The sequence below is a fragment of the Paenibacillus sp. FSL K6-1096 genome (assembly GCF_037977055.1).
Lineage (GTDB): Bacteria > Bacillota > Bacilli > Paenibacillales > Paenibacillaceae > Paenibacillus_AQ.
On the sequence record NZ_CP150274.1, the window covers coordinates 4,459,980 to 4,481,522 of the forward strand.

General features: G+C 54.5%; 17 protein-coding genes. 5 read left to right on the forward strand and 12 right to left on the reverse strand.

Annotated elements, in window-relative coordinates:
• Window positions 1–68: 68 nt before the first annotated feature.
• From MHI24_RS19815 to MHI24_RS19860, 10 genes are all read right to left on the reverse strand, one after another.
• On the reverse strand, window positions 69–1,127 hold the full coding sequence (locus MHI24_RS19815) for a hypothetical protein (protein WP_340021240.1): 1,059 nt from the start codon (window positions 1,125–1,127) through the stop codon (window positions 69–71).
• Window positions 1,128–2,966 (reverse strand): HSP90 family protein, encoded by a 1,839-nt coding sequence (locus MHI24_RS19820; protein ID WP_340021241.1) that lies wholly within the window; start codon window positions 2,964–2,966, stop codon window positions 1,128–1,130.
• A gap of 171 nt (window positions 2,967–3,137) precedes the next feature.
• Entirely contained in the window at window positions 3,138–3,914 is a 777-nt protein-coding gene (locus tag MHI24_RS19825; protein WP_340021242.1) for a methyltransferase domain-containing protein, read from the reverse strand.
• Window positions 3,915–4,073: 159 nt separating this feature from the next.
• Complete coding sequence (locus MHI24_RS19830) at window positions 4,074–5,954, reverse strand: leucine-rich repeat domain-containing protein (protein ID WP_340021243.1); 1,881 nt, start codon at window positions 5,952–5,954, stop codon at window positions 4,074–4,076.
• A 42-nt stretch (window positions 5,955–5,996) separates the two neighbouring features.
• The gene (locus tag MHI24_RS19835) at window positions 5,997–6,278 is read right to left on the reverse strand and encodes a hypothetical protein (protein ID WP_340021244.1); all 282 of its coding nucleotides are present in this window, start codon (window positions 6,276–6,278) and stop codon (window positions 5,997–5,999) included.
• A gap of 39 nt (window positions 6,279–6,317) precedes the next feature.
• The gene (locus MHI24_RS19840) at window positions 6,318–6,905 is read right to left on the reverse strand and encodes an alpha/beta hydrolase (RefSeq protein ID WP_340021245.1); all 588 of its coding nucleotides are present in this window, start codon (window positions 6,903–6,905) and stop codon (window positions 6,318–6,320) included.
• Window positions 6,906–7,029: 124 nt separating this feature from the next.
• Entirely contained in the window at window positions 7,030–8,250 is a 1,221-nt protein-coding gene (locus MHI24_RS19845) for an MFS transporter (protein ID WP_340021246.1), read from the reverse strand.
• A 304-nt stretch (window positions 8,251–8,554) separates the two neighbouring features.
• A complete protein-coding gene (locus MHI24_RS19850) occupies window positions 8,555–9,238 on the reverse strand; it encodes a hypothetical protein (RefSeq protein ID WP_340021247.1) in 684 nt (227 codons plus the stop codon).
• 1 nt (window position 9,239) lies between these two features.
• Window positions 9,240–10,109 (reverse strand): ABC transporter ATP-binding protein, encoded by an 870-nt coding sequence (locus tag MHI24_RS19855; RefSeq protein ID WP_340021248.1) that lies wholly within the window; start codon window positions 10,107–10,109, stop codon window positions 9,240–9,242.
• A 5-nt stretch (window positions 10,110–10,114) separates the two neighbouring features.
• Window positions 10,115–10,483 (reverse strand): GntR family transcriptional regulator, encoded by a 369-nt coding sequence (locus tag MHI24_RS19860; protein ID WP_340021249.1) that lies wholly within the window; start codon window positions 10,481–10,483, stop codon window positions 10,115–10,117.
• Window positions 10,484–10,728: 245 nt separating this feature from the next.
• Here MHI24_RS19860 and MHI24_RS19865 point away from each other — a divergent pair, with 245 nt between their 5' ends.
• The 5 genes from MHI24_RS19865 (at window position 10,729) to MHI24_RS19885 (ending at window position 19,185) form a co-directional block, all read left to right on the forward strand.
• Window positions 10,729–11,433 (forward strand): ABC transporter ATP-binding protein, encoded by a 705-nt coding sequence (locus MHI24_RS19865; RefSeq protein ID WP_340021250.1) that lies wholly within the window; start codon window positions 10,729–10,731, stop codon window positions 11,431–11,433.
• A 1-nt stretch (window position 11,434) separates the two neighbouring features.
• The gene (locus MHI24_RS19870; RefSeq protein ID WP_340021251.1) at window positions 11,435–13,759 is read left to right on the forward strand and encodes an FtsX-like permease family protein; all 2,325 of its coding nucleotides are present in this window, start codon (window positions 11,435–11,437) and stop codon (window positions 13,757–13,759) included.
• Between the two features lie 143 nt (window positions 13,760–13,902).
• Window positions 13,903–16,605, forward strand: coding sequence for a CARDB domain-containing protein (locus MHI24_RS19875; protein ID WP_340021252.1), 2,703 nt, complete (start codon window positions 13,903–13,905; stop codon window positions 16,603–16,605).
• A 78-nt stretch (window positions 16,606–16,683) separates the two neighbouring features.
• The gene (locus MHI24_RS19880; RefSeq protein WP_340021253.1) at window positions 16,684–18,648 is read left to right on the forward strand and encodes an AarF/UbiB family protein; all 1,965 of its coding nucleotides are present in this window, start codon (window positions 16,684–16,686) and stop codon (window positions 18,646–18,648) included.
• 12 nt (window positions 18,649–18,660) lie between these two features.
• A complete protein-coding gene (locus MHI24_RS19885; protein ID WP_340021254.1) occupies window positions 18,661–19,185 on the forward strand; it encodes a hypothetical protein in 525 nt (174 codons plus the stop codon).
• A 414-nt stretch (window positions 19,186–19,599) separates the two neighbouring features.
• Here MHI24_RS19885 and MHI24_RS19890 read toward each other — a convergent pair whose 3' ends face one another.
• Together MHI24_RS19890 and MHI24_RS19895 are read right to left on the reverse strand one after the other, a co-directional pair.
• Window positions 19,600–20,586: a hypothetical protein gene (locus tag MHI24_RS19890; protein ID WP_340021255.1), complete on the reverse strand. Its 987-nt coding sequence runs from the start codon at window positions 20,584–20,586 to the stop codon at window positions 19,600–19,602.
• Entirely contained in the window at window positions 20,564–21,496 is a 933-nt protein-coding gene (locus MHI24_RS19895; RefSeq protein ID WP_340021256.1) for an AraC family transcriptional regulator, read from the reverse strand. The genes MHI24_RS19890 and MHI24_RS19895 overlap by 23 nt, the downstream gene beginning before the upstream one ends.
• Between the last annotated feature and the right edge of the window lie 47 nt (window positions 21,497–21,543).

The following is a 21,543-nucleotide window of genomic DNA, read 5'->3' on the forward strand; positions in this document are numbered from 1 at the left end:
AGAGCAGCCCCCAATACGGGAGCTGCTCTTATTTGCGTTAGCTCTTACACAACGCCGCTGACCGCAACCTACAACTTCTCCAGCAGTTCAGTATAGTAGCCGTTGCCGTTGCGCTTATCCAGCTTCTCCGCGGTGGCGAGAGCCAACTGCTGGAAGTGCTTCGCAAGCGCAGCTACGTCTTCGGACTGGTGCTCACACGGGTGTCCGGCCGGAAGCTTGACCTGGAAGCGGATGGATTCCTCGGACAGGCGGCGGAACATTTTGGCGGAATAGGCGTTGAAGATCATCTGATCGACCGGGTTCTCGTGATCCAGTGAGGAGGCGACATACTCTTCGAAGACCTCCAGCGCCTTGATTGGATCGGTCAAGGTCAGGTAACCAATATGCTCGCCCTGATGATACAGGAAATCGCGGTTACCTTTGACCAGCTTGTAGCCTTTCTTCTGCAGCTTATCGGCTTCCTTCTGGCGGCCCAGCCGCAGGAGCGGGAACAGCACCTTGGTGATTGTCACATGAGGGACCTCGCCGCAGGTCATTTTACCTTTGAGAATCGGCTCAGCCGCCTTAACGGTTGCTTCATCGTCTCCCTGCTTCGCCAGGAACTCGACCAGGCTATGCTGCTCACAAGCCTCACAATCGCTCATCTCGTCCCGGTCCATGGTCTGGACAATCGCCCATTCGGCCTGTGAAGCTTCCAGCTCCCCGAAATCTTCGAGAATATTCGCCCGGTAATAGTGATAGGTCCGGCTGCTGTAGCCTTCGGCTGCATAGCGGGCCTTCATATCCTCCAGCAGATTCTCAATCTGAGTGCGGCTAATATCTGCAAAAGCGGTGATGCGGTCCAGCACCCATTTGTACGACCACATCAGGCTGTAATCATCGAACCGGCCCGGGTTCCGGTCATACTGCCCAAGCTGCCAGGAAAAGGCGACCAGCGCCTTCATCGGATAGCCATGGAAGCTGCCCAGCTCGACGATCTCGCTGCGGGCCTCATAGCCCTGATCGATATCGCCTGCGGCATCGGCTACCCGTACTGCCTGTTCAAGCAGCTCCAGCTTAGCCTTGCCGCCCGGCATCCCATAGGCTTCTTCCATCAAATCCTCGAAACTCATCTCGGTAAGGTTCATCTATTCGTCTCCTCCTGTGACTTGATTAGCGGTTAATCCCCAATCTATAAATTGAATAATGCCCTGGTTCAGCAGCGCCATCTCCTGGCGGTTCATCGGATAATGTCCCATTAATAGCGCATTGCAGTACAGCATCTCGACAATGGAAGGCAGCATCTTCTGGTGCGCCGGATGAAAAGCCCGCTCAATGACCGGATTGTTCAGGTTGAAGTAGAGCGTGGCGTATGCCGTATCCTTGAGCGAAGCACCGAGGCTGCCAAGCACGGAGGACAGAGCGTCGGTGCTTACTTCCTTCGTTGCCTCCAGCACACGCCACTGGGCGGATTCCTCAGACAGCGTGTAGAGGACAGGAATCTCCTCCGGCTTGAAGCGGCGCAGCTGCACCTGGCAGCGGAATTTCTGCAGCACACTGTCTGCGAGTCTTACGGATTCATAGTAGTTAAGCCGCTCTTGAGGGGTAATATCGGTAAAAGATAACGATACCTCCTCCGGCAGCAGCCGTTCCGTCTCTACATCCGGGTCGATGAGGGGCAGCCGGGACAGCAGCTCGGCATCATAGATGAATCCGCCATTCACCACCAGCATGGATTGGGCCGAGGCGACATGGGTAATCTGGCGGTATTCATCCAGCGTCGCAGTGAAGTACAGGGGAGGCTGCTGCTTCAGCTCACCAAGCGTCTTCCTGCCAAAAGTGCTATCAAACGGCAGCCACTCATGAATGATCGAATAGAATGACAAATCTTCTACCGCAAGGGCCTTCATAGATAAGGCGTGCAGCGAAATAATAGATTGCAGCCGGTCCGGGTCATACTCCGCCATCCGCATCAATTCCTGACGGATCGAGCTCCCCAGCTCTTCCCGCACCTGCTCCAGCTGGGCATTCTCATAGAAATGCTCCCGGGAAGCGGTGGGCTGCAGTTCATCGGTCCAGATCAGGCATTTCACGAAGAACGCCCAGTCCGGCAGGATATTGCTGGCCGCTTCAGAGACCAGCATGTGTTTCAGGTACACCCGGTGATTGCGCTTGGCGTTCAGGTTCACCGCGTGCGGTAGAATGAAGGCGATGCCTCCCGTCCGTCCCGAAGCGGTATGCAGAGGGATGAAGTCACGGAACGTCTCACCCAGCACCTGCTTGCCGAAGGCCAGCACCTCGTCACGGTGCTTCCGGGCCAGCTGCGGATCTTTGACCCACTGCGGGGTTTGCGGATTAATCAGGCGGGTGTTACGGTCTGAAACCAGCTGGATGGGGTAAGGCAGCAGAGCGCCGTAATGGAACAGCCCCTCCTGCAGATTGGCTTCCTCGAAGTAAGCCTCGGAGCCTGCTCTGCAACGCAAAAAAACCTTGGTGCCCGGAGCGTGCTCACCCTCAAGCTTGCGGATTGTATAGGTGCCGTCCGGCTTCCCGCGCCATTCCAGGGCAGGACCGCCTTTGGCTGATTGGGTAACCATGACGATATCGTCGCTCACCATGAAGCAGGACAACAGCCCGATGCCAAACCGCCCGATAAAAGAGGTATTGGTGGACAGAAAGTCCTCGCCCCGCTTGGAGGATTGTCCGATCATGGCCAGGAACTCATGAATCTCTGCCTCGTTTAACCCGATTCCGTTATCTTCGACGAGCAGGGTCGCTCCGGTGGAGGTCCCGCTGACCTCGACATGAATCTTGCCTTCATAACCGGCAGGGGAATAATCCTGCCGTGCAGTAATCGCGTCTATGCCATTCTGGAGCAACTCTCTTAAGAATACCTTCGGGCTGCTATACAAATGGTTAGACAAAATGTTGATCATACCGCTTAAGTTCACCTGAAAGCGGTAGGTATCCCGGTTTTGGTTCTCCATTCTTATTCTCCTGTTCTGTAATCATGTGATATGTAGACGAACGCAACTCTATGTATTACCCAAATGCTGCAATATAAGAAACAGATATTCCCAATCTGTCTACTTTGCCTGCCTTAAAAATACAAAGAAACCCTAGATCATAACCGACCTGGGGTTCCCGTCATTCTATTCTCAATCCGCCATCTTCACCGCGCAGACCCGCAGCCGCCGGTAGTCGGCGATCCATTGGCCCTGCCGGTAATGCTCCGGCCGCAGCTGTTCTTCAACCTCTTGATAGATTGCAGCCTTGTCCGCCGCGCTGACATCGTAGAAGAAGTCATCGGCCATCATGTCCAGCCAATCGCGGATTCCGCTCTCTCCCTGCAAGGGGGTCGGCCGTTCAAAATGCTGGACCAGCGTGACCAGGAAGCCATGCGCCTCCAGCACGGCCGCATATTCTCCGGCGGTAGGGAAATACCACGGATTGCGGCCCTGTGGGTCATAGCCATGTGCGGCCAGTGCAGCCTCGGTGGCACTCACCAGAGCGGCAACGTTGCGGTAGCCGCCGAATTCGGCGACGAACCGCCCGCCGGTCCGCAGTGCGCTTGCTACTGTTACTGCGACCGCGTGTGCGTCCTTCATCCAGTGCAGCGCGGCGTTGGAGAATACCGCATCGAAGGGCTGAGCGGTCCGGTAAGTATACGCATTCCCTACGCTCAGATTCAGCTGCGGATACTTGCTGCGGCCGCGCGCGATCATCTCCGGCGACAGATCGATGCCGGCCGTCTCGGCTCCGGCGGCCGCGATCTTCGCCGTCAGGTCGGCTGTCCCGCAGCCGATATCGAGCACGCGCTCACCGGGTTGAGGCTGCAGCAGCGAGAGCACATCGCCGCCCAGCTTGGAGACAAAATCCAGCTTGTGATCATACGTGTCCGCCTGCCATTGGTTGTTGGAAGCCTGTTGAGTCATGTACTTCCCCTCCTTATGAAGCCAGTATAACGCTGGATAACTTATAAGTGAAATATATAATTGCTATACACTCAATAAGTATTGCCTATAAATGCGATGCGGAAAAATGGACCGCACTCCTCTGTAAGGAGGGCGGTCTATTCATTTGAAATAAAAGAATTAATACACCTGCACACCCGCATCCAGCACGGACGTATTCCCCACGGAATTGCCTGCCAGGAATACCTGCTGCAGGCTAGGCAGCTTACTCAGAACCTCTATATCGGAAATCGCGTTGTTCTCCAGATGAAGCGCTTCGATAGCCTGCCACTTGCTCATGAACGCAAGTGAGGCCAGGTTGTTGTCCTGCAGGGTGAAGGAGCGCAAAGCAGTCAGGTTCGCGAAATAAGGCATGATCTGGTCAACCTCACTAACGGAATCGTTGTTTATGGAGAAGTATGGACGGTCCAAGGTCAAATGCTCAAGCGTGCTGTTCGCTGCCGCTGCGGTCTGTCTGAAATTCAGACGGCATTCGGAGCACACCAGTGTATTTACCTGCTCCAGACCGAATAAGGCATCGCTCTCTGAATACAAGGATGAATCGTAGATACTCAGTGTCTTCAGACGGGACAAGCTGTCCAGTGCGCGAAGCCGGATGATGTCGCCGATCTCCCGGAGGGACAGCTCCGCAAGCTCCGGGAATCTCCCCAGCTCAGCCATGCTCTGCTCCCCGCTTCCGCCCCGCAGTGTCAGGCTGGTGACCGCCGGCGCCTTCAGCCCTGAGAGGAAGGACGTAGGGATCTCCACCCGCTTGACACCCGGCAGGTTAAGCGCATCGGGCTTCTCGTAATAACCCGACAAGGTGAATTCCCGCAGCGAGGTCAGGCTGTTCACCGCCTTTACCGAGCCAAGCTGATTTAAGGAAGCCAGGCGGAGCGAGGTCAGAGAGGTTTTGCCGGCCAGACGCTCCAGACTGGAGAAGCTTAAGTTCTCAATATCCAGCGTTTGCAGCGCAGGCATATTCTGCACGAAGTCGATGGACTTCACATTGGTCAGATAAGACAACCGGAGCTCCTGCAGTCCTGTTAATGCATAGAGCGGCTGCAAGTCAGTGACCTCACTGTAATGAATCGCCAGGGAGGACAGCCCGGTCATGGATGACAACCAATCCAGATCATTGACATACGTCAGCGACAGGGACTTCAACGGCAGCTTGCTCAGCAGATGGAAGTCGGTGACGGACTCATCCGCATAAGTAATAGACAGGGAGCTTAGGTTAGGGAATTCCAGCAGCAGAGCCAGCTCCTGATTACTGCGCAGCTGCGTGGACAGCTCCGTAATCTTGGATTTATCCCCGAAATAACCGGAGAAGGTGCTGAACGATTCGTTGAAGGCGCCGCCGTAGCTTTTTAGTCCGGGTATATGGGCAAATGTGGTCTGATCCGTCTGGGAAATCTCGTAGGTTCCGTTCAGGTCAAGTGCTGTCAGTCCCGTGAACGCTTCGAAATCCCGCTGGTCAATCCGCTGGGTATTCAGTTTTTTATCCTGGGTCACATAAGTGAGCTTCTCAGCCTGTGCATCGCTGAACGGATCGGAGAAGCTGTAGGTGAATTCCCAATGGTCATTGTCCGTATAGTCCACGCTCAGATAGCGCAGACTCGCTATTTCCTCTTCAGCCGGCAGGGCAGAGCCTTTACCCAGAATCTCCCGCAGGAAGGTGAGCAGCACCTCACTCTCGGGCATCGTCCGTACAGACTGAGTAGCCTTGGTTGCCTGCTGCGGAGAGCTTAGGCTGTAATAGACATATGTACCGACCGCGCCGCCCAGCACCAGCAGCAGGACCAGCACCAGCCTTATAGGGATGGAGATCGAAACGGGCGGCTTCGGCGCGGTCTTAGGAGGGGGCGTCCCGTGATAATGGTTAATGGTCTGATCGACATAGTAGACATTATTTTGCTTTAGCAGAAGCTCGGTCTGGCAATAAGGACATTTGAGAATCGCGCCTTCTTTGTATTCAATTCTTCCGCTGCAATTGGGACAATTCAACGGGATAAATGCCACGGGCCGCAGCCTCCTTCATGATGTGATGATATTCCAGTGATCTTATCGGAATTTACGTGAGTTTCGCTGATTTGTTCCAACATTCTCCGGCTCATCATGTCGCGCAGATGATTTTTGAAGGAAGGAACGCCCTTTGCTGTCCAGGAAGATCTTATGGAGAAAGGTGTTATTCTCAACTAGCTCAAGCGCACGGAGCAGGGAAGCTCTGGACGGAAAGGTGCCGTTCTCTTCCACAGCGTAGCAGTTTTCAATTAATTGCGCCATCTGCATTTCAATGCATTGATCAAGCAGCTTCAGAGAAACTTTAAAATGCCGTAGCGCCAAAAAAATGCCTCTTACAGAATGTAAGAGGTAATCTCAGATTTATTCATTAGTCTGCACGATCATATCGCGCAGAACATCATAGGCAATAGGTAGAGTAGTAAAGCCGTCGCTGTCGAGAAAATGTCCGCCGTGCTCCACCTCGTAGAAATCAGCATGAATGACTTGTGCTAATTCCTTGCTGAGCGCGGCTGGCACAATGTCATCATCCCTGGAGGCAATCACTGCGCGCCTTGGGGCTAGCGCTGCGGCCCCGCTGTAGTCGGTCTGCTCCTTCGTGAATTCGTCAAGCATGGGCAGGTCGGGCAGCGGCTTGGTGAAGCCGGATACGAGAACCAGACCGCCGAGCGGCTCCTGCGGCTTCGCGTTCAGCAGATACTTGAGCAGAGAGACACAGCCTAAGCTGTGAGCAACGAAATAGGTGTCTTGGTTCAGCACCGCGGCCTTACTGGAGAGATGCTTCAGCCATTCCTGGAGGTTAGGCGATAAGGGCGCCGGCATTTCCAGAATATCCGCCGTAATCCCGTCTGCCGCGAGCCGCTCCTGTAACCAGCGAAACCAATGATTCGCCGGAGTAGCCCCGTAACCATGAACAATATAAACATGCTTGCCGTTTGTCGGATCAGCCATATCGTAAGCTCCTTCCGTTAAGTAAATATTCCCAATCGCGTATATTATAGATTCTTCTATCCTGAATGCACAACCCCTAAATAGACCGCCCCTCTCTATGGAATGACGGTCTATTTGCATTCATTTATTCACTGGCTGATGGCTCGTCTGCACCGGTTCCGGCAAATCTGGCCAGCAGGAATACTCCAATCAGAACCACGACTATCCCCGACCAGAAGAACCAGAACGGAACGCCGAACCGGTCGGCTACAGGTCCCGCCAGGGCAAGCCCGATCGGGGAGGACAAGAGTCCAATGCTCGTGACAAAGGAAAGCACACGCCCCAAGAGCTCAGGCTCATAAGACTTCTGGATCATCGCCATGTAAGGGCCGTTGAACAAGGGGGCAGCGGCACCCATCAGGAAGGAGAGGACGGTAAAAGCAAGGAACGCCTCGCGCCCTACTATCCCGCTCAGGACACAGGTGAGCCCGATTACAACCAGACTCACACTCATATAGGTGGTGTCCTTCCACCTGGAAGCAAGCACCGACAGCAGCGCACCGCCAAGGATCATCCCGATCCCGAATACGGCCTCGATCAGGCTGGCGCTGTAACCGCCGCGTCCGAAATGGGACAGCGTCATCAAGGGAAACAGCATCGCCAGCGGCATGAAGACCACGCTGAAGACCGCCATGGCAACCGTTACTGTAACAATGGGCTTGTGCGACAGGAAGGCCCGCCAGCCGAGAATAAACTCCTTACGGAACGAGGGTGTTTCGACGCTTTCCGGCTTCGGCTGATGAATGTGAACGAACAGAAGCATAAGGTTAGCGATTAAAGCGCCAGCGACATCTAAGAGCAGCACGGCTCCCAGAGAAGTAGCCGAGTATACCGCTATTCCAAGCGCGGGTCCAAGTACGCTGGAAGCGGAGAAGATGAGCTGGTTCCAGCCTGCCACCCGGGTGAGCTGGTCCTCCGGCGCAATCAGAGGAATCGCAGCCTGGAACGAAGGGGCATGGAAGGACGAGGCTGCCGAACGAATCAGCAGGATGGCATATACGATCCATAAGCTCGGCTCCCCCCATAGATAATAAACACCCAGAGCCAGACTGGATAACGCGATGGCGCTGTCCGACACAATCATAGTGAGCTTACGGTTCCAGCGGTCGAGCCAGACGCCGATGAATGGGCCTAGTACGGCTTGCGGCAGGAACCCGGCCAGCCCGGCAAGCATCAGCACGGTAGCCGACCCTGTCGTCTCGGTGAGGTGCCAGATGATGGAGAACTGAACCATCGCAGATGTTAATATTGAGAAGATTTGTCCGCTGAAGATGAAGGCGAACGTCTTTTTCCATTGAGTAATCATAAGTTTCTTACCTCCCGAAATAAAGACAGACCCAAATCCGGAAGTGGACTTGGGTCTGCAACAATTACATGATGGGACAGTGCGAAACCGGGCATAGTGAAATAAGCCGTAGCGGATCGCAGCCGATGTCCTTAACGTAAATAGAAGCAGCTCAAAAAAGCCCACACTTGGTGAGAAATCAGCTTTTGTTGAACGTGCTTACCATATACGTGGAATCATCGGCTGCCATCCTCCTCGAATTTTATAGGTGGAGTTTAACATTGGAATGGTGAAGGTGTCAACAGGATAGCCCCCGGTTCAATGATCAATGGACCCGTCTTCTCGTAAACAGCCACCCGCCAGCTATGAAAACCAGATAAAGCAGCAGGTTGAATCCGGTGCCCAGCAGGAGAGAATCATTCAGCAGCAGGGTGCGGAAGAAGGAGGCCACGTGAACCCGGAGCTCCGGGATGGCTGTTCCCACCGGAATGGCGGCAACAACCAGTACAGACAGCAGCCAGCCAGCGGGGGTGAAGAACCCCGAAATCAGCATACACAGTAAAGCCATGGCCATCAGGTAAAAGGCTGTTTGATACAGAAAGGAACCGGCAAAGCCATAGTCGTTCCAATGAAAAGCGGAGATCAGATCAATGGCGTTATCATAATTGTGCAAAACATGGACCTGCAAGGCGAGCCATAGGGAGTTCAGCAAGGCGACGGCTGCCGCCCAGACGGCAAAAACGGTATGGATTCCCCTGTAATATTGCATCCGGCTGGCGCCCAAATGAACAATGCGTTTGTAATAGCTCAGCGGCAGGGTGATGGCGAACAACGGCAAGAGAAGAATAAGCATATTGCTCTCCGATAGACGGGAGACGCCCATCGTATCTGTCAGGAAGGTAATTATAAGTTCTGTCGTCCGGCCAAGCACAATAATCATCAGTACCAGCCAGATATATAATTTAAGCTGGCTGTAGGTTGCTTTAAGATGAACGGTCAAAGCACTCAATCTAGAGACCTCCCTCGATCAAATACAGGAATAGCTTTTGCAGACTCAGCGCCTCGACAGATATGTCCTGTTCACGGGCCAACCGTTTGTCCTTGTCACTCAGCCTCTCGTAAAGAGCGGCAAGCGTGCCTCTTCCGTAGTCCTCGCGGTAGATCACCCGTTTACCGGACGTATAAGAGGCTACAGCCTCTGAATTTCCCCGGATCAGATAAGCGGACTGGCGGCATTGCTCCATGTCGTCCTGAAGAAGGAGGGAGCCAGACTCCAGGATAATGACCCTCTCTGCGACCGGCGCGATCTCATCGATCAAATGCGTGGACACCAGAATCGTGCGCGGATGATTGGCGTAATCCTCCATAAGTGCCTTATAGAACCGTTCCCTCATCAACACATCAAGGCTTAGCACTGGCTCATCGTATAAGGTTATCTGCGCCCGGCTGGCCAGTCCGATTACATTCTGGATCAGCGACTGGTTACCGCTGGAGAGCTGCCGGATCTTCTGGTTCTTATCAATCAGAAAGAGGTCAAGGAGCTCGCGGGCATAAGACCAATCCCACCTGGGATAAAAGGCTGCTGCGGTCTTCAAAGCTTCGATGACTCTCATTCCCCCGAAGTGCTGGAAATGATCGCGCACATAGCACAAATCCTCCGGTAATTCTCCTCTGCGCAGCCGCTGTCCGCCAACCTCAATCGTACCGGAATCTGCCGCAATTCCACCCGCAATCGTATTTAGTAAGGTGGTTTTGCCGGCACCGTTGCGTCCGAGCAATGCGTAAATGACGCCTTCCTCCAGCTGTAAATCGAGCGCCCGCAGAGCCGGAGCAGAGCCAAAGGATTTGGTCAGACGGCCGCAAGCCAATGCTATACTCACGGATTTCAGTCCTTTCTCAGTTGTGTAATCATGTCAATGATATCGCCGGTGGTCAGCCCAAGCTTGTCGGCTTCGTTCAGCAGCTCGGACAAGAGCTCTTTGGTAAACCGCTCTCTTCGTTTCAGCTGAATTTTCTCTTTGGCATCGGATGCGACAAACATGCCCAGCCCTCTTTTTTTGTACAGGATCTCTTCATTGACCAGTAAGCCAATCCCCTTAACCACCGTGGCCGGATTAATCTGAAACAGCTGGGAGAACTGGGCAACCGAAAGAATCTGCTCGTCCACGCGAAACGTGCCGTTCAGAATATCATCCTCAATGATATGGGCGACTTGCTGGAATATCGGTAGATTATCATCAAAAGTGATGGTCATGGCTTCACCATTCGTCCTCTTAGTATGTTACTCATATAACATACCACCATAAAGGATGGACAACCAATTGTCAATCCACAGAATTATAGCTCCATGTGACCGGGAAGGCTCATGTTGACAGCTTGAACTTTCGTGTATTACAGTATGCTACATGAGTAACATACTAACATACTGGAGACGGAAATAACAGCCCTAGTCATGCGGCTGTGTGACCTTTCAGACAAGCAGAGGAGATGGAAGCAGCGGTGAATAAGCTGATTGAGTTCAAGAATGTAGCCAAGGAGTATCAAGTAGGGGAGGTGACTATCCGGGCACTTGACGGTGTAGACTTCTCCATATCCGAAGGGGAGTTCGTCGTAGTACTGGGAGCCAGCGGGGCAGGTAAAAGTACCATTCTTAACATTCTGGGAGGTATGGATACGGCTACGTCAGGCCAGGTTCTTGTCGGCGGCCAGGAGATCACGAAATACAGTGAGAAGAAGTTAACCCGCTACCGGGGGGAGAAGGTTGGCTTTGTGTTTCAATTCTACAACCTCATCCCCAACCTGAATGCACTGGAGAATGTCGAATTTGCTGCTGAGGTGTGCAAGGATCATCTGGATGCCAAGGAGGTACTAGACAAGGTAGGGCTAAGCAACCGGAACCGGAACTTCCCGTCCCAGCTATCCGGAGGCGAGCAGCAGCGGGTGGCAATTGCCAGAGCCGTTGCCAAGAATCCGCTGCTGCTGCTCTGTGATGAACCCACCGGGGCACTTGATTATGTGACGGGTAAGGCTGTATTGAAGCTTCTGGAGGACTTGAACAGGGAGACGAACAAATGCGTTGTGCTGGTCACGCATAATTCGGCGATTGCCCAGATGGCGGACAAGATTATTAAGGTGAAGAGCGGCCGGATTGAAAGTATTACGATGAATGAACACAGACAAAGCGCTGAAGGGATTGAGTGGTGAGATGAAGCTTTTATTCAAGCTGTTCCGGGATATCAGGCAGTCGCTCGGGCAGTTTTTCTCTTTTGTGTTAATTGTCGCAGTAGGTGCTTTTTTCTATACGGGTCTGGCGACCCTAAGCAATAATTTGAATGATTATACTAAGACTTATTTTGCTGAGCACACATTAAGCGATCTGAACCTGTATTACAGTCAGCTCCCGCCAGAGAGTATCGCGCCGCTCAGCCAAGTGGAGGGCATCCGTAAGCTGGAGGGGCGGTATACCTTCAGTGCCACGGAGGCTTTTGACGGCTACCGTTCAACACTTAGGGTTCATTCTATTCCTGAGCATAATGAAATCAACACGCTGGCGATGCTGGAGGGAGGGCTTCCGTCCGGGGCAAGTGAGATTGTACTGGATTCCCGTTATGCGGCAGAGCATGACTATGGAGTTGGAGATCAAGTGACGATCCGTGTTCAGGACCGGGAGCTAACCTTCAGGATCAGCGGCTTGGGTGAGAATGTGGAGCATGCGAAGAAGAATGAAACACAGGATCATAAGCATGAGGGTGTTGCTTACGTCAGCGAGGCGGCTATCCCTGAGGTTGCTGGCGCTTATGTTTATAATGAACTGCTGGTGAATGCTAATAAAGGCTACGATGTGGATCAAATCGGCAAGTCTCTAGAGGAGAAATCCAAAGGGCTGCAATATCTCGGCCAGGAGAGTAAGGAACGCTCGTTCAGCTATTCGCGCCTGAAGGCTACGCTCCATAATAACGGCTTAATGAGCAAGGTTATTCCTCTCGTATTATTCCTGATCGAAGCGATTATCTTATTCCTGGCCATGTCCAGAATGATCGATTCCCAGCGGAATCAGGTCGGCATCATGAAGGCATTGGGTATCAAAAAAAGCAGCATCATGCTTCATTATATGGGCTATCCTGTGCTGGTCGGAGTGGCAGGCTCGATTCTGGGGTATATCCTGTCTGCGGCTGTATTTGTGCCCCTTATCGCGGTATCGAATGCAAGGTCCTTCACACTGCCGGGCATACAATTTGACCTGTCGATAGGATTGATTTTTCCGCCCATGCTCGTCTCCAGCCTGTTTGGAATGTTTGCATGCTATTTCAGCGGAAGAAGTCTGTTGAAGGAAAGTGCATCACGGGCCATGCGCCCCAAGCCGCCCAGATCCATACGGCCCATACTCATCGAGAGAATTCCGGGGCTCTGGGGACGGCTGCCGTACAGGTATAAGCTGATTTTGCGGAATATTTTTCTGAACAAGGTTAAGGTTCTGGCAAGCTCGGTCGGGGTGATGGTCAGTACAGTGCTGTTAATCACCGCCTTCGGTACCCAAGCCTCCCTGCAAAAGGTAGCCGGCCAGTTCCGGCAGGTGTACACCTATGACCTTCGTGTCGATTATAAAGCGGGGGAGGTCTTGGCCGGGCAAGCTCTTCCTTCAGGCATCAAAAGCCACTATGCGTTATCCGCCTTTCCCATTGAACTGACAAAGAACCAGCAATCCGAAAAAGCGGAGCTGATTGTTACGGCGCGGGATAACCGGCTCATTCATTTCTATGATGACAAAGACCATCCCCTGCAGCTGGAGGACCATGGTGTACTGGTGCCCAAATCGTATGCCGACCACTACAACATTGCGGAAGGGGATACCATAACCATTGCCTTTACTGCGCCTGAGCTGGGTAACAAGGTGGCAGAGATGAAGGTGCTAGGCATTTCTACACAATACGCAAGCCCGGCTTTTTACATCACGCCAGATTATCTGGCAAGCTTGGGGGTAGTGTACAAACCGTCCACCCTGCTGGTGGAGGCTGACACAGAGGAAGCTCTAGCCGGTATTCGGAGTGATTTCGGGAAGGACCCGAGGGTGGAGGCTATTTCAGGCAAGGATGCACTGGAGAAGGAAGGGCGTTATATTTTGCAGCAAAACAGCTTTGTGTTTATTATGTTCATTGTTTGTGCAGTAATCTTGTCCTTTGGTGCGATCTACACGATCTCGTCGATCAATATGTATGAGAGGAACCGCGAGCTGGCGACGCTCAAGGTATTGGGCTATTACAGGAATCAGATCAACCGGCTTATTTTCCGGGAAAATATAATCATCACCACGGTGGCCGTTCTGTTCGCCCTGCTTGTCTGCGGCTATGTGTATGAACTGGTCGTTCAGGCGTTATCCAGCACCCACCAGCAAATCCCGGATCAATTAAACCTCGCCAGCCTCCTGATGTCGGTGGCGGTTGCGTTCGCGCTTACCTTTATGGCCAACCTGCTGCTTAGACGCAAGGTGACCCGGATCAATATGATTGAATCGCTTAAGGGCCTGGAATAACGGCAGGTGATCCTCCGGATGGAAGCATTCCGATTCCCCAACACTGTATCCCTATAACACAAATGCGTTCCTGTGCGGAGGCGGCGAATTCTGATAGGGTAGATACCGTAAACGCTTTCACCAAAGAATAGGAGGGCATCAGGATGAAAAAACGTTACAGGTGGCGGAGTGTGTTATCAAGGTGGATGGTCTGTCTGTTAGCGGTGAATCTCATGGCCGGTTCAGCAGGGGAGCTCGCAGGCCAGCCGCTGAGCGGCAGGGCATCCGCAGATCCGGCGGCATCAACCTTTGAATCGAGGGCTGCGGCCTTGCTGGAGTATTTCGACACGCATTCCCCGGAGGAAGCGCCGATTCAGAACGGGGTGGATAACCGGTACAAGAATTATGCGAAGTATCACAGCTGGATTGCCGAGGCCAGCTTGGAGCTGGGCAACCTGAGCCGGGGGCTGGAGATGGCAGAGGAGGCGCTTACGCGGACCAGTGATATCTTCGATTTCTATTCAGCGATGGACAGCTATCTGCGGTATAAGGACCTGTATACGCCGGAGATGCGGGAGCTGGCGAAGACGGTCATCGGCGGGCATCCCTCCGGTGCTTATGATGGCGGATCGACGGAGAATCATCATCTGATGCATTCGGTAGCCCGCTATTTAGCCGGACAGGAATGGCCGGAGGTGGCGGATCATGTCGGGGCGAATAAAGGGAGGGACTGGCTGCTGGCGTTCTTCGACCGGGTGCCGCGTGAAGGGATTATGGAGCAGGATTCATCTACCTATATGCCGACCTACACCAGCGCCCTGCTGTCGCTGATCGATCATGCCACTGACAATGAGATGCGTACCAAGGCGAAGCTGACCTATGACTGGCTGCTGGCCCAATGGGCGCCGGAATGGCTGAAGGGCTATCATGTGACGTCCAGCTTCCGCATGTCCACGCCGGAGTTCGAGCCTAAGCATCCGTCGGAGAGCCTGATTGTGGGCTGGCTGTATTTCGGCGGGGAGCAGCCGGCCACCTTCATGCGCTTCCTGGAATCGAACAATGAATGGTACCCGGACGGCATCTTCGCCATCTCGGCGGCGATCTCCAGCTACCGTCCTCCCGCAGCCGTGACAGCCGCCGCACTGGAGCGGACGACGGATTATGTACACCGCGAGACCTCGGATGTGGGCGGCGGCAATGCCGAAGGCTTCAAGCGCTATACGTACATGAACAAGGAGTATGGAGTGACCAGCACGTACAACGGCTACGGCGGCGGGCCGCTCTACCGGGATCAGGTGCATGAGGGACAGGTGAAGTGGGTGTCGGACCAGCCGAACAGCACCTTTTTCATCAATCAGCCGATCAAGGATACGTCGAATGCCAACGTGCAGGGACAGCTCCGGGTGGATGGGGCAACAGGCAATCTCCAGACCTTACAGTACAAGGGCACCCAGGTATCCGTCATCAAAATGAAATCCGGCGACGCCTTCCCGTATCTTCGCGGCCTGGTCTCCAAAACAGCGCTGAATGAAGTGCTGGAGCAGGACGGCTGGATCTTCATAGATGCCGGTCCGGTCTATATTGCGGCGAAAATGACAGCCGGCTCGTATGCCTTCTTCGAGGACGATGGCCGCTACCGCTGGTTCAAGAATACGGCGCTGCAGAACGGTATCATCATCGAGACGGCTCCAGCAGCGGACTATGCAGAGCTGCAGGACTTCGCCGATGCGGTCAAGCTGCTGCCTATCGATGCTTCGGGTGTATCTGCGGCTAATCCGAGCCTGAGCTTCACGAACCTGGAGGGCAAGGTGATGACGATTACGTATGGCGGAACGCGCAGCGTGGCTAGCGTTCCTTATGATTACGCCAACTGGCCGCTGCTCGACAATCCGTGGATACAGCAGGAGCGTCAGGGGGAGCTAACGCTTCAGACGGGAAGCGGGGCCTGCACATATAACTTTGCGGCATGGACAACGACTTGCCCATCCGGCACGCCTGCCGAGGCTGATCTTGTGGTGAATCGGATCGGCTGGACGCCGGAGGACCCGGCAACTGGAGACAGTGTGGTGCTGGAGGCGGAAGTGCAGAATCTGGGCACAGCGGCCATTCCGGCGGCCAGCGGAGCGGTGCTGCAATTTAACGTGAACGGGACAGTGGCTGCCACGGTATCGCTTCCTGCACTTCAGCCTGGGGAGAAGGCAACCGTATCGGCAGACAGCCTGCAGAGCTGGCAGCCTCCGGCGGCGGGAACCTACACCATTACGGCGATCGCAGACGCTGGTGAGCTGATTGCCGAAGCTCAGGAGCATAACAATACGCGCATAAGCAAGCTTGTGCTGTGGAACACGGCTTTTACCGAACCATTCGACAGCGGTACGGCGGCCGGGTGGAGCACTACAGGCGGGCCGTGGGCGGTTAGCGTACCAGAGTCAGTCTACCGTGCAACCGCATTGAACGGCTTGCAGCTGGCAACCTATGCCGGAAGCGGCTGGAGTAACTATTTCGTCAAGACGGACATGCGTATAGATGGCGCGGGCAGCGGTGCCACACCGTCAGCGGGACTGGTCGGCAGATATCAGGATGCCAATAATATGTACTACCTGCGTTATAACTGGACAACCGCGCAGCTTCAGCTGCTCAAGATTGTGAATGGGCAGAATACGGTTCTGCGCAGCGTCAGCCAGACGATAGACAGCGGGACTTGGCACACTTTGGGCCTGAGATTCGAGGGCACGGGAATCACTGCATATCTGGACGGGCTGCCGCGGTTCAGCCTGGTGGATGCGAGTCTCTCCAGCGGAGGCATCGGCCTGCGGGCGTACAATGCCGCGGCTTCCTTCGACAATGTACTGGTGCAGACGCCATAACAGTGCTTTTCCCGTTTCCGCATCTTCAGCCCCGTGTGCTATAGTGGGGGTATTGAAGCGATTACAGGGGGGCGGGAGATGTTCTTTTTCATAGTCATGCTTGTATGTTTCGGAGTGTTCGTAGCACTTGCCTATGTATTCAATGCGAAGCATAAGCTCTTGATGCCGCTGGTCAGCGCGGTGGCGGTCAGTATGCTGGTGCAGGTGCTGGAGCAATTCTATATGAGCAGCATTATTGTTGTGGCGTTCATTCTGTATTTCATCATAAGCAGCATCAGGACCTTCAAGCATGAACAGTTCCAGTTGATGGTGGCGATTCTATTCAGCACGTCCGTCGTGACTCTGGTTCTGACCTCCACCTACTTCAAGCAGCCCGTCGTTCCCTCCGAAGCGGAGATGGTCAGGGTGATGTTCATCTACTATCCGCTGCTGATTCTATTTATCTCCTGCTATACCTACATGCTCCTTAGCGTGTTCAATTTCAAGCTGCTGCAGTCGGGGAATCCGCTCGGGTATGTGATGGGGAAGGTGCGCGGCTTCAGGCGTATGGTCCGTCTGCTCTGGATCGCGTCGCGCAAGGGGCTGAATCATCTGCTCCAGCAGGATCATGCGAAGCTGCCGCAGGTGATTGCTGCCATTCTGGATAACATGGGCGGGGTGTTCGTGAAGTTCGGGCAGGTGCTGTCGACCAAGAAGGATCTGCTGCCTGCGCCATACATTGAAGCGTTCTCCAGCCTGCATGATCAGGTTAAGCCGCTCAGCCGGAAGGAGCTGAAGGAGATCATCGACAGCCGGATCGGCGATCTGGAGGAGACGTATGCGGACTTCGGAATGGAGCCCATTGCAGCCGCTTCGATCGGGCAGGTGCATCTGGCGCGGCTGAAGTCTACGGGCGAGAAGGTCGTCGTCAAAATCCTGCGGCCGGATGTGAAGCAGAAGATGAGCGTGGATCTGGATCTGTTAATCCAATTCGTGACCCGCCTATCCGAGCGCTCCGCCAAAATCCGAAAACTCGGCTTAGTCCAGCTCGCCGAAGGCTTCAAAACCAATCTGATTGAAGAGACCGACTTCGACATCGAAGCGCTGAATACGAATCTGCTGCGTCAGGCGTTCCAGGAACATGATATTCCGATTAGAGTGCCGAAGATCTACGCCGAGTATTCGACCAAGCAGATTCTGACTATGGAATATATTGAAGGGCAGCGCTTCACACAGAAGGTGACCAGCGATGTATCCGAGATGATCATGCACGCGTTCCTGCAGCAGATTCTGATGATCGGCATCTTCCACGCCGACCCTCATCCCGGCAATCTGATGCTGACTAAGGACGGGGAGGTTGCGCTGATTGACTTCGGCTCGGTGGGCTACCTGACGGATGAGGAGCGGGGCGGGATGCTCAACTTCCTGATGGGCTACAGCCGGAAGGATACGAAGCAGATGGCCCAGGGCCTGGCCGGGGTCTGTGAAGAAGGAGAGCTGCTGGATGTGCGGATGATCGAGCGGCGCCTCAGCAGACTTTTGTCGGAAGCCTCGTTCTCTCCTGATCCTACCAGCGTGTTGATGAGACGGCTGATGTCGATGATTACTGAGCTGGGCATGTCCTTGAAGCCGACGGTAGCCGGGGCCTTCCGGGCAATTATTACCGTGGACGGGACCTTGTCCTCCGTAGATGAGTCGTACTCCTTATCCGCAGCAAGCCAGTCCTTCGCAGAGCAGATGGATCAGGGAGAGATCGTCAAGGAACAATTTAACAAGGTGAAGGGGCGGCTGGAGGACTATATTCCGAAGCTGCTGGAGCTGCCGCTGCTGAAGGAGAACCGGATTACGCTGGCGCGTGAGGATAGCCATAGTCTGACGGATTTCGTGGGTACGCTGACGGTGGGGATTTTTACGGTGATCTGCATGGTGATCATGCTGGCAAGCTTCTGGATGCAGGGGGAGATCATGCGGTTTGTCCTCGCTCCCTTATCGATGTCAGGCTTCGGCACGGGGATGATTATTCTAATGATGTCAGTCATTAAGCAGCTGAAACCCAAGGGGTAGAGGAGGGAAGGGATGATGGGGAGTTTACTCTCGAATAAGAAGAGAATACGCGGCTGGAAGCGCAGGGTGAAGCAGATTGACCAGTGGAAAAAATGGTTCATGCACCTCGACCTGGAGGAGCTGCAAACCACGCAGCGGGATTATGTGAAGCTGTGGATCGACCCCTTCTACCGGTTGAACAGGCGCAATCCGCCGGTGTGGTATTCCCGCCTGCTGCTGGAGGCGATGATCGAGGTGTATCACTCCTGGTCCCGGCAGATGGCGGGTCTGAATGAACCTTTTTATCTGCGGATCTGGTTCTATCATCCGAACTTTATCCAGTCGCAGATCGTGGTCGCCTTCCGGGATGCGCTGCATTTCTATGATAATACCTTCGAGGCCGGAAGCGGGAGCCAGACGTTCCCCTGGGAGTTGTACGGGACAGTGTCCGGTCTCCAGGACTTCATCTGGGAGCCGGCCGCTGAGCCGGAGCCTTATTGTCTGCCTGGACAGCCACAATCGAAGGCCGCACAGGTGTGGTTAGGCAGAATTGAATAGCGATGTATGCAAAAGAAGCGAGCTATCCCAGAAGCCATGAAACGGTTGCTTGGGATAGCTCTTTATGCTGGAGCAGCAGCGTGAGCACTTGGGGGAGGGTGGGACGCTTCGATTCGGGCCTGACGCCTGCGTGCGAGGCGAATGTATGCTGTTTTTCGCATACATTCGGGCTACATGCCTGCGCGTCAGCAAATGTATGCTGTTTTCCGCATACATTCGGGCTACATGCCTGCGCGTCAGCAAATGTATGCTGTTTTCCGCATACATTCGGGCTACATGCCTGCGCGTCAGCAAATGTATGCTGTTTTCCGCATACATTCGGGCTACGTGCCTGCGCGTCAGCAAAATGTATGCTGTTTTTCGCATACATACCGCAAAACAAGGGGCTGTCACTTTCAGGACAGCCCCTTGTTTTCACAAGCAGGTTCCAGCCTGCACCGCGAGCTGCACACATTCCTCCAGCAGCTGCTCTTCCTGCGAGATGATCCGGCCCATCCGCTTGTGAATCTTCGCCCGTGCTGACGGCTTGTTGCCGGTCAGTCTGATCTGGAGCATGAACTGATGCAGCAGATTCCACTCTTCTCCGGTCTTAAGGTAACGCTCGGATAAGCTTGCCAGCCCGGGCAGCCGGGCTTCACGGTTCAGCAGCTCCAGGAACAGGCCGAAGCGAATCCGGCTGATCGGCAGCGCGTTCGCATACACCTTGAAGCGGGAGTCGGCTTCGGGAGAAGGGTCGGAGCCGAGCCCTGCCTCCAGATAGGCATCGGCATAGGCCTGGAGATTAGCGGTAACCCCGCCGGGCTGGAGCTGTCCAGCGGGACAGTCCAGCATCTCCTGAAGCGTGGTCTGCCAGTCGGTATATGAACGCGAAGGTGGGCAGAGCTCGAATAAGGCATAGAAGCTGCAGGCTTGCTCCAGCACATCGAAGTCTACAGCTTCAAGCGGCTTGTCATAGTAGGCATCCGTCAGATAGATGATATTGCCGGGGCGGTCCAGACCCACCGCGAGGCAGGCGTGGCTGGTATGCAGCCTGCGGTAGGCTACGCACCAGGGGCAGTCATAGGAATCGAAGCCGACAAGTACCGGCATTCCCGCAGACAGCCGGCTCTCCAGCATGTCCAGCAGGAACTCGCGGCTGCGCTCCGGTCCTTGCCGCTCGATGTAATTGAAGATAAGGCCGTGGTATGAAGCCATGGCTCCGGTATCGATGCGCGGCAGCACCAGCCGTTCAGCCAGTAACTGGCCCGGCGACTGCTCTTCGGCGAAGGACATCTGCCAGGCATGGCCGTACATACATTTGCTGTCCGTTCCCTGCCACTCGGCGACCGCCTGAATGCAGTCATCGATGCAGCTGCGCAGTTTAGGGTAAGGGGTGCTCTTAACGGGGGCAATATTCAGCACTGCCCATCATCTCCTTCGCGGAATCATTGTCGCTGTGCAGCCGGCTCCGGTACGTGGCCGGGGTCATCCCGCTGTATTCACGGAACAGCCGGTAGAAGTACTTCATGTCATAGATGCCGACCTCCAGGGCAACGGACTGGATGCCCAGCTTCGTGAAGGCCAGCAGGATGCAGCTGTATTTCATGCGGATCTCCTGGAGCATCTGGATGTAGGATTTGCCGGTCTTGCTCTTGAACAGCCGCTGGAACTGGCGGGAGCTCACCGCAATCTGCCGGCTGATCTCCTGCAGAGTGATCCGCTCCCTGAAGTTGCTGATCATATAGAGGATGACATCATGCAGCGGATCATAATCATCTGCGGGCTGCGGTGTAAAAGGCACACCGGCTGCGGGCATAATCAGCGCCGCCAGCTCAGACAGCAGCGGATAGAGCCGCTGCTGGTCCTCCGGCGGGCCATAGGCTTGTATCCGGTACAGGCGGCTGATCAGCCGGGACACCTCCCGGCTTCGCTCCCGGTAACCGAACCACTGCTTCATCTCCAGCAGCTTCAGGAGCGGCTGCAGCTTCTCCTGCGGACCGGATTCAGGCAGCCCGCCAGGCATTGCTCTAAGCATCGCGCCAAGCTCCGGCCTGAGCATACAATTGAAGATCAGCAGCGGGTCAGCGCCGGTCAGATCCACCGGGTGAAAGACATGGGACACACCGGGCGGAATCACAAACAGATCACCCTGCCTCACCTGCATCGTATCGCCGCCTGCCAGATGGATGCCCTCCCCTTGAACCACATAAGCGATCTCCACGAAATCGTGCTGGTGACGTACGGAAGTGACTGTTTCCTGCGTCAGCAGCATGTGCAGCGGTGAACAGGAGTCGAATAGGTATTCCCCAGTAAAGACCGGAAAAACTTCCATAGACAAACCTCCGTTTTCCTTATGATGGAAATCTGGAACCATCCAAG

What these genes read in the sequence shown, in the direction of transcription:
- MHI24_RS19815 (WP_340021240.1), bottom strand. Translation starts at nt 1,127, where the DNA reads ATGAACCTTACCGAGATGAGTTTCGAGGATTTGATGGAAGAAGCCTAT.
- MHI24_RS19820 (WP_340021241.1), bottom strand. Translation starts at nt 2,966, where the DNA reads ATGGAGAACCAAAACCGGGATACCTACCGCTTTCAGGTGAACTTAAGC.
- MHI24_RS19825 (WP_340021242.1), bottom strand. Translation starts at nt 3,914, where the DNA reads ATGACTCAACAGGCTTCCAACAACCAATGGCAGGCGGACACGTATGAT.
- MHI24_RS19840 (WP_340021245.1), bottom strand. Translation starts at nt 6,905, where the DNA reads ATGGCTGATCCGACAAACGGCAAGCATGTTTATATTGTTCATGGTTAC.
- MHI24_RS19845 (WP_340021246.1), bottom strand. Translation starts at nt 8,250, where the DNA reads ATGATTACTCAATGGAAAAAGACGTTCGCCTTCATCTTCAGCGGACAA.
- MHI24_RS19860 (WP_340021249.1), bottom strand. Translation starts at nt 10,483, where the DNA reads ATGACCATCACTTTTGATGATAATCTACCGATATTCCAGCAAGTCGCC.
- MHI24_RS19870 (WP_340021251.1), top strand. Translation starts at nt 11,435, where the DNA reads ATGAAGCTTTTATTCAAGCTGTTCCGGGATATCAGGCAGTCGCTCGGG.
- MHI24_RS19875 (WP_340021252.1), top strand. Translation starts at nt 13,903, where the DNA reads ATGAAAAAACGTTACAGGTGGCGGAGTGTGTTATCAAGGTGGATGGTC.
- MHI24_RS19880 (WP_340021253.1), top strand. Translation starts at nt 16,684, where the DNA reads ATGTTCTTTTTCATAGTCATGCTTGTATGTTTCGGAGTGTTCGTAGCA.
- MHI24_RS19885 (WP_340021254.1), top strand. Translation starts at nt 18,661, where the DNA reads ATGATGGGGAGTTTACTCTCGAATAAGAAGAGAATACGCGGCTGGAAG.
- MHI24_RS19895 (WP_340021256.1), bottom strand. Translation starts at nt 21,496, where the DNA reads ATGGAAGTTTTTCCGGTCTTTACTGGGGAATACCTATTCGACTCCTGT.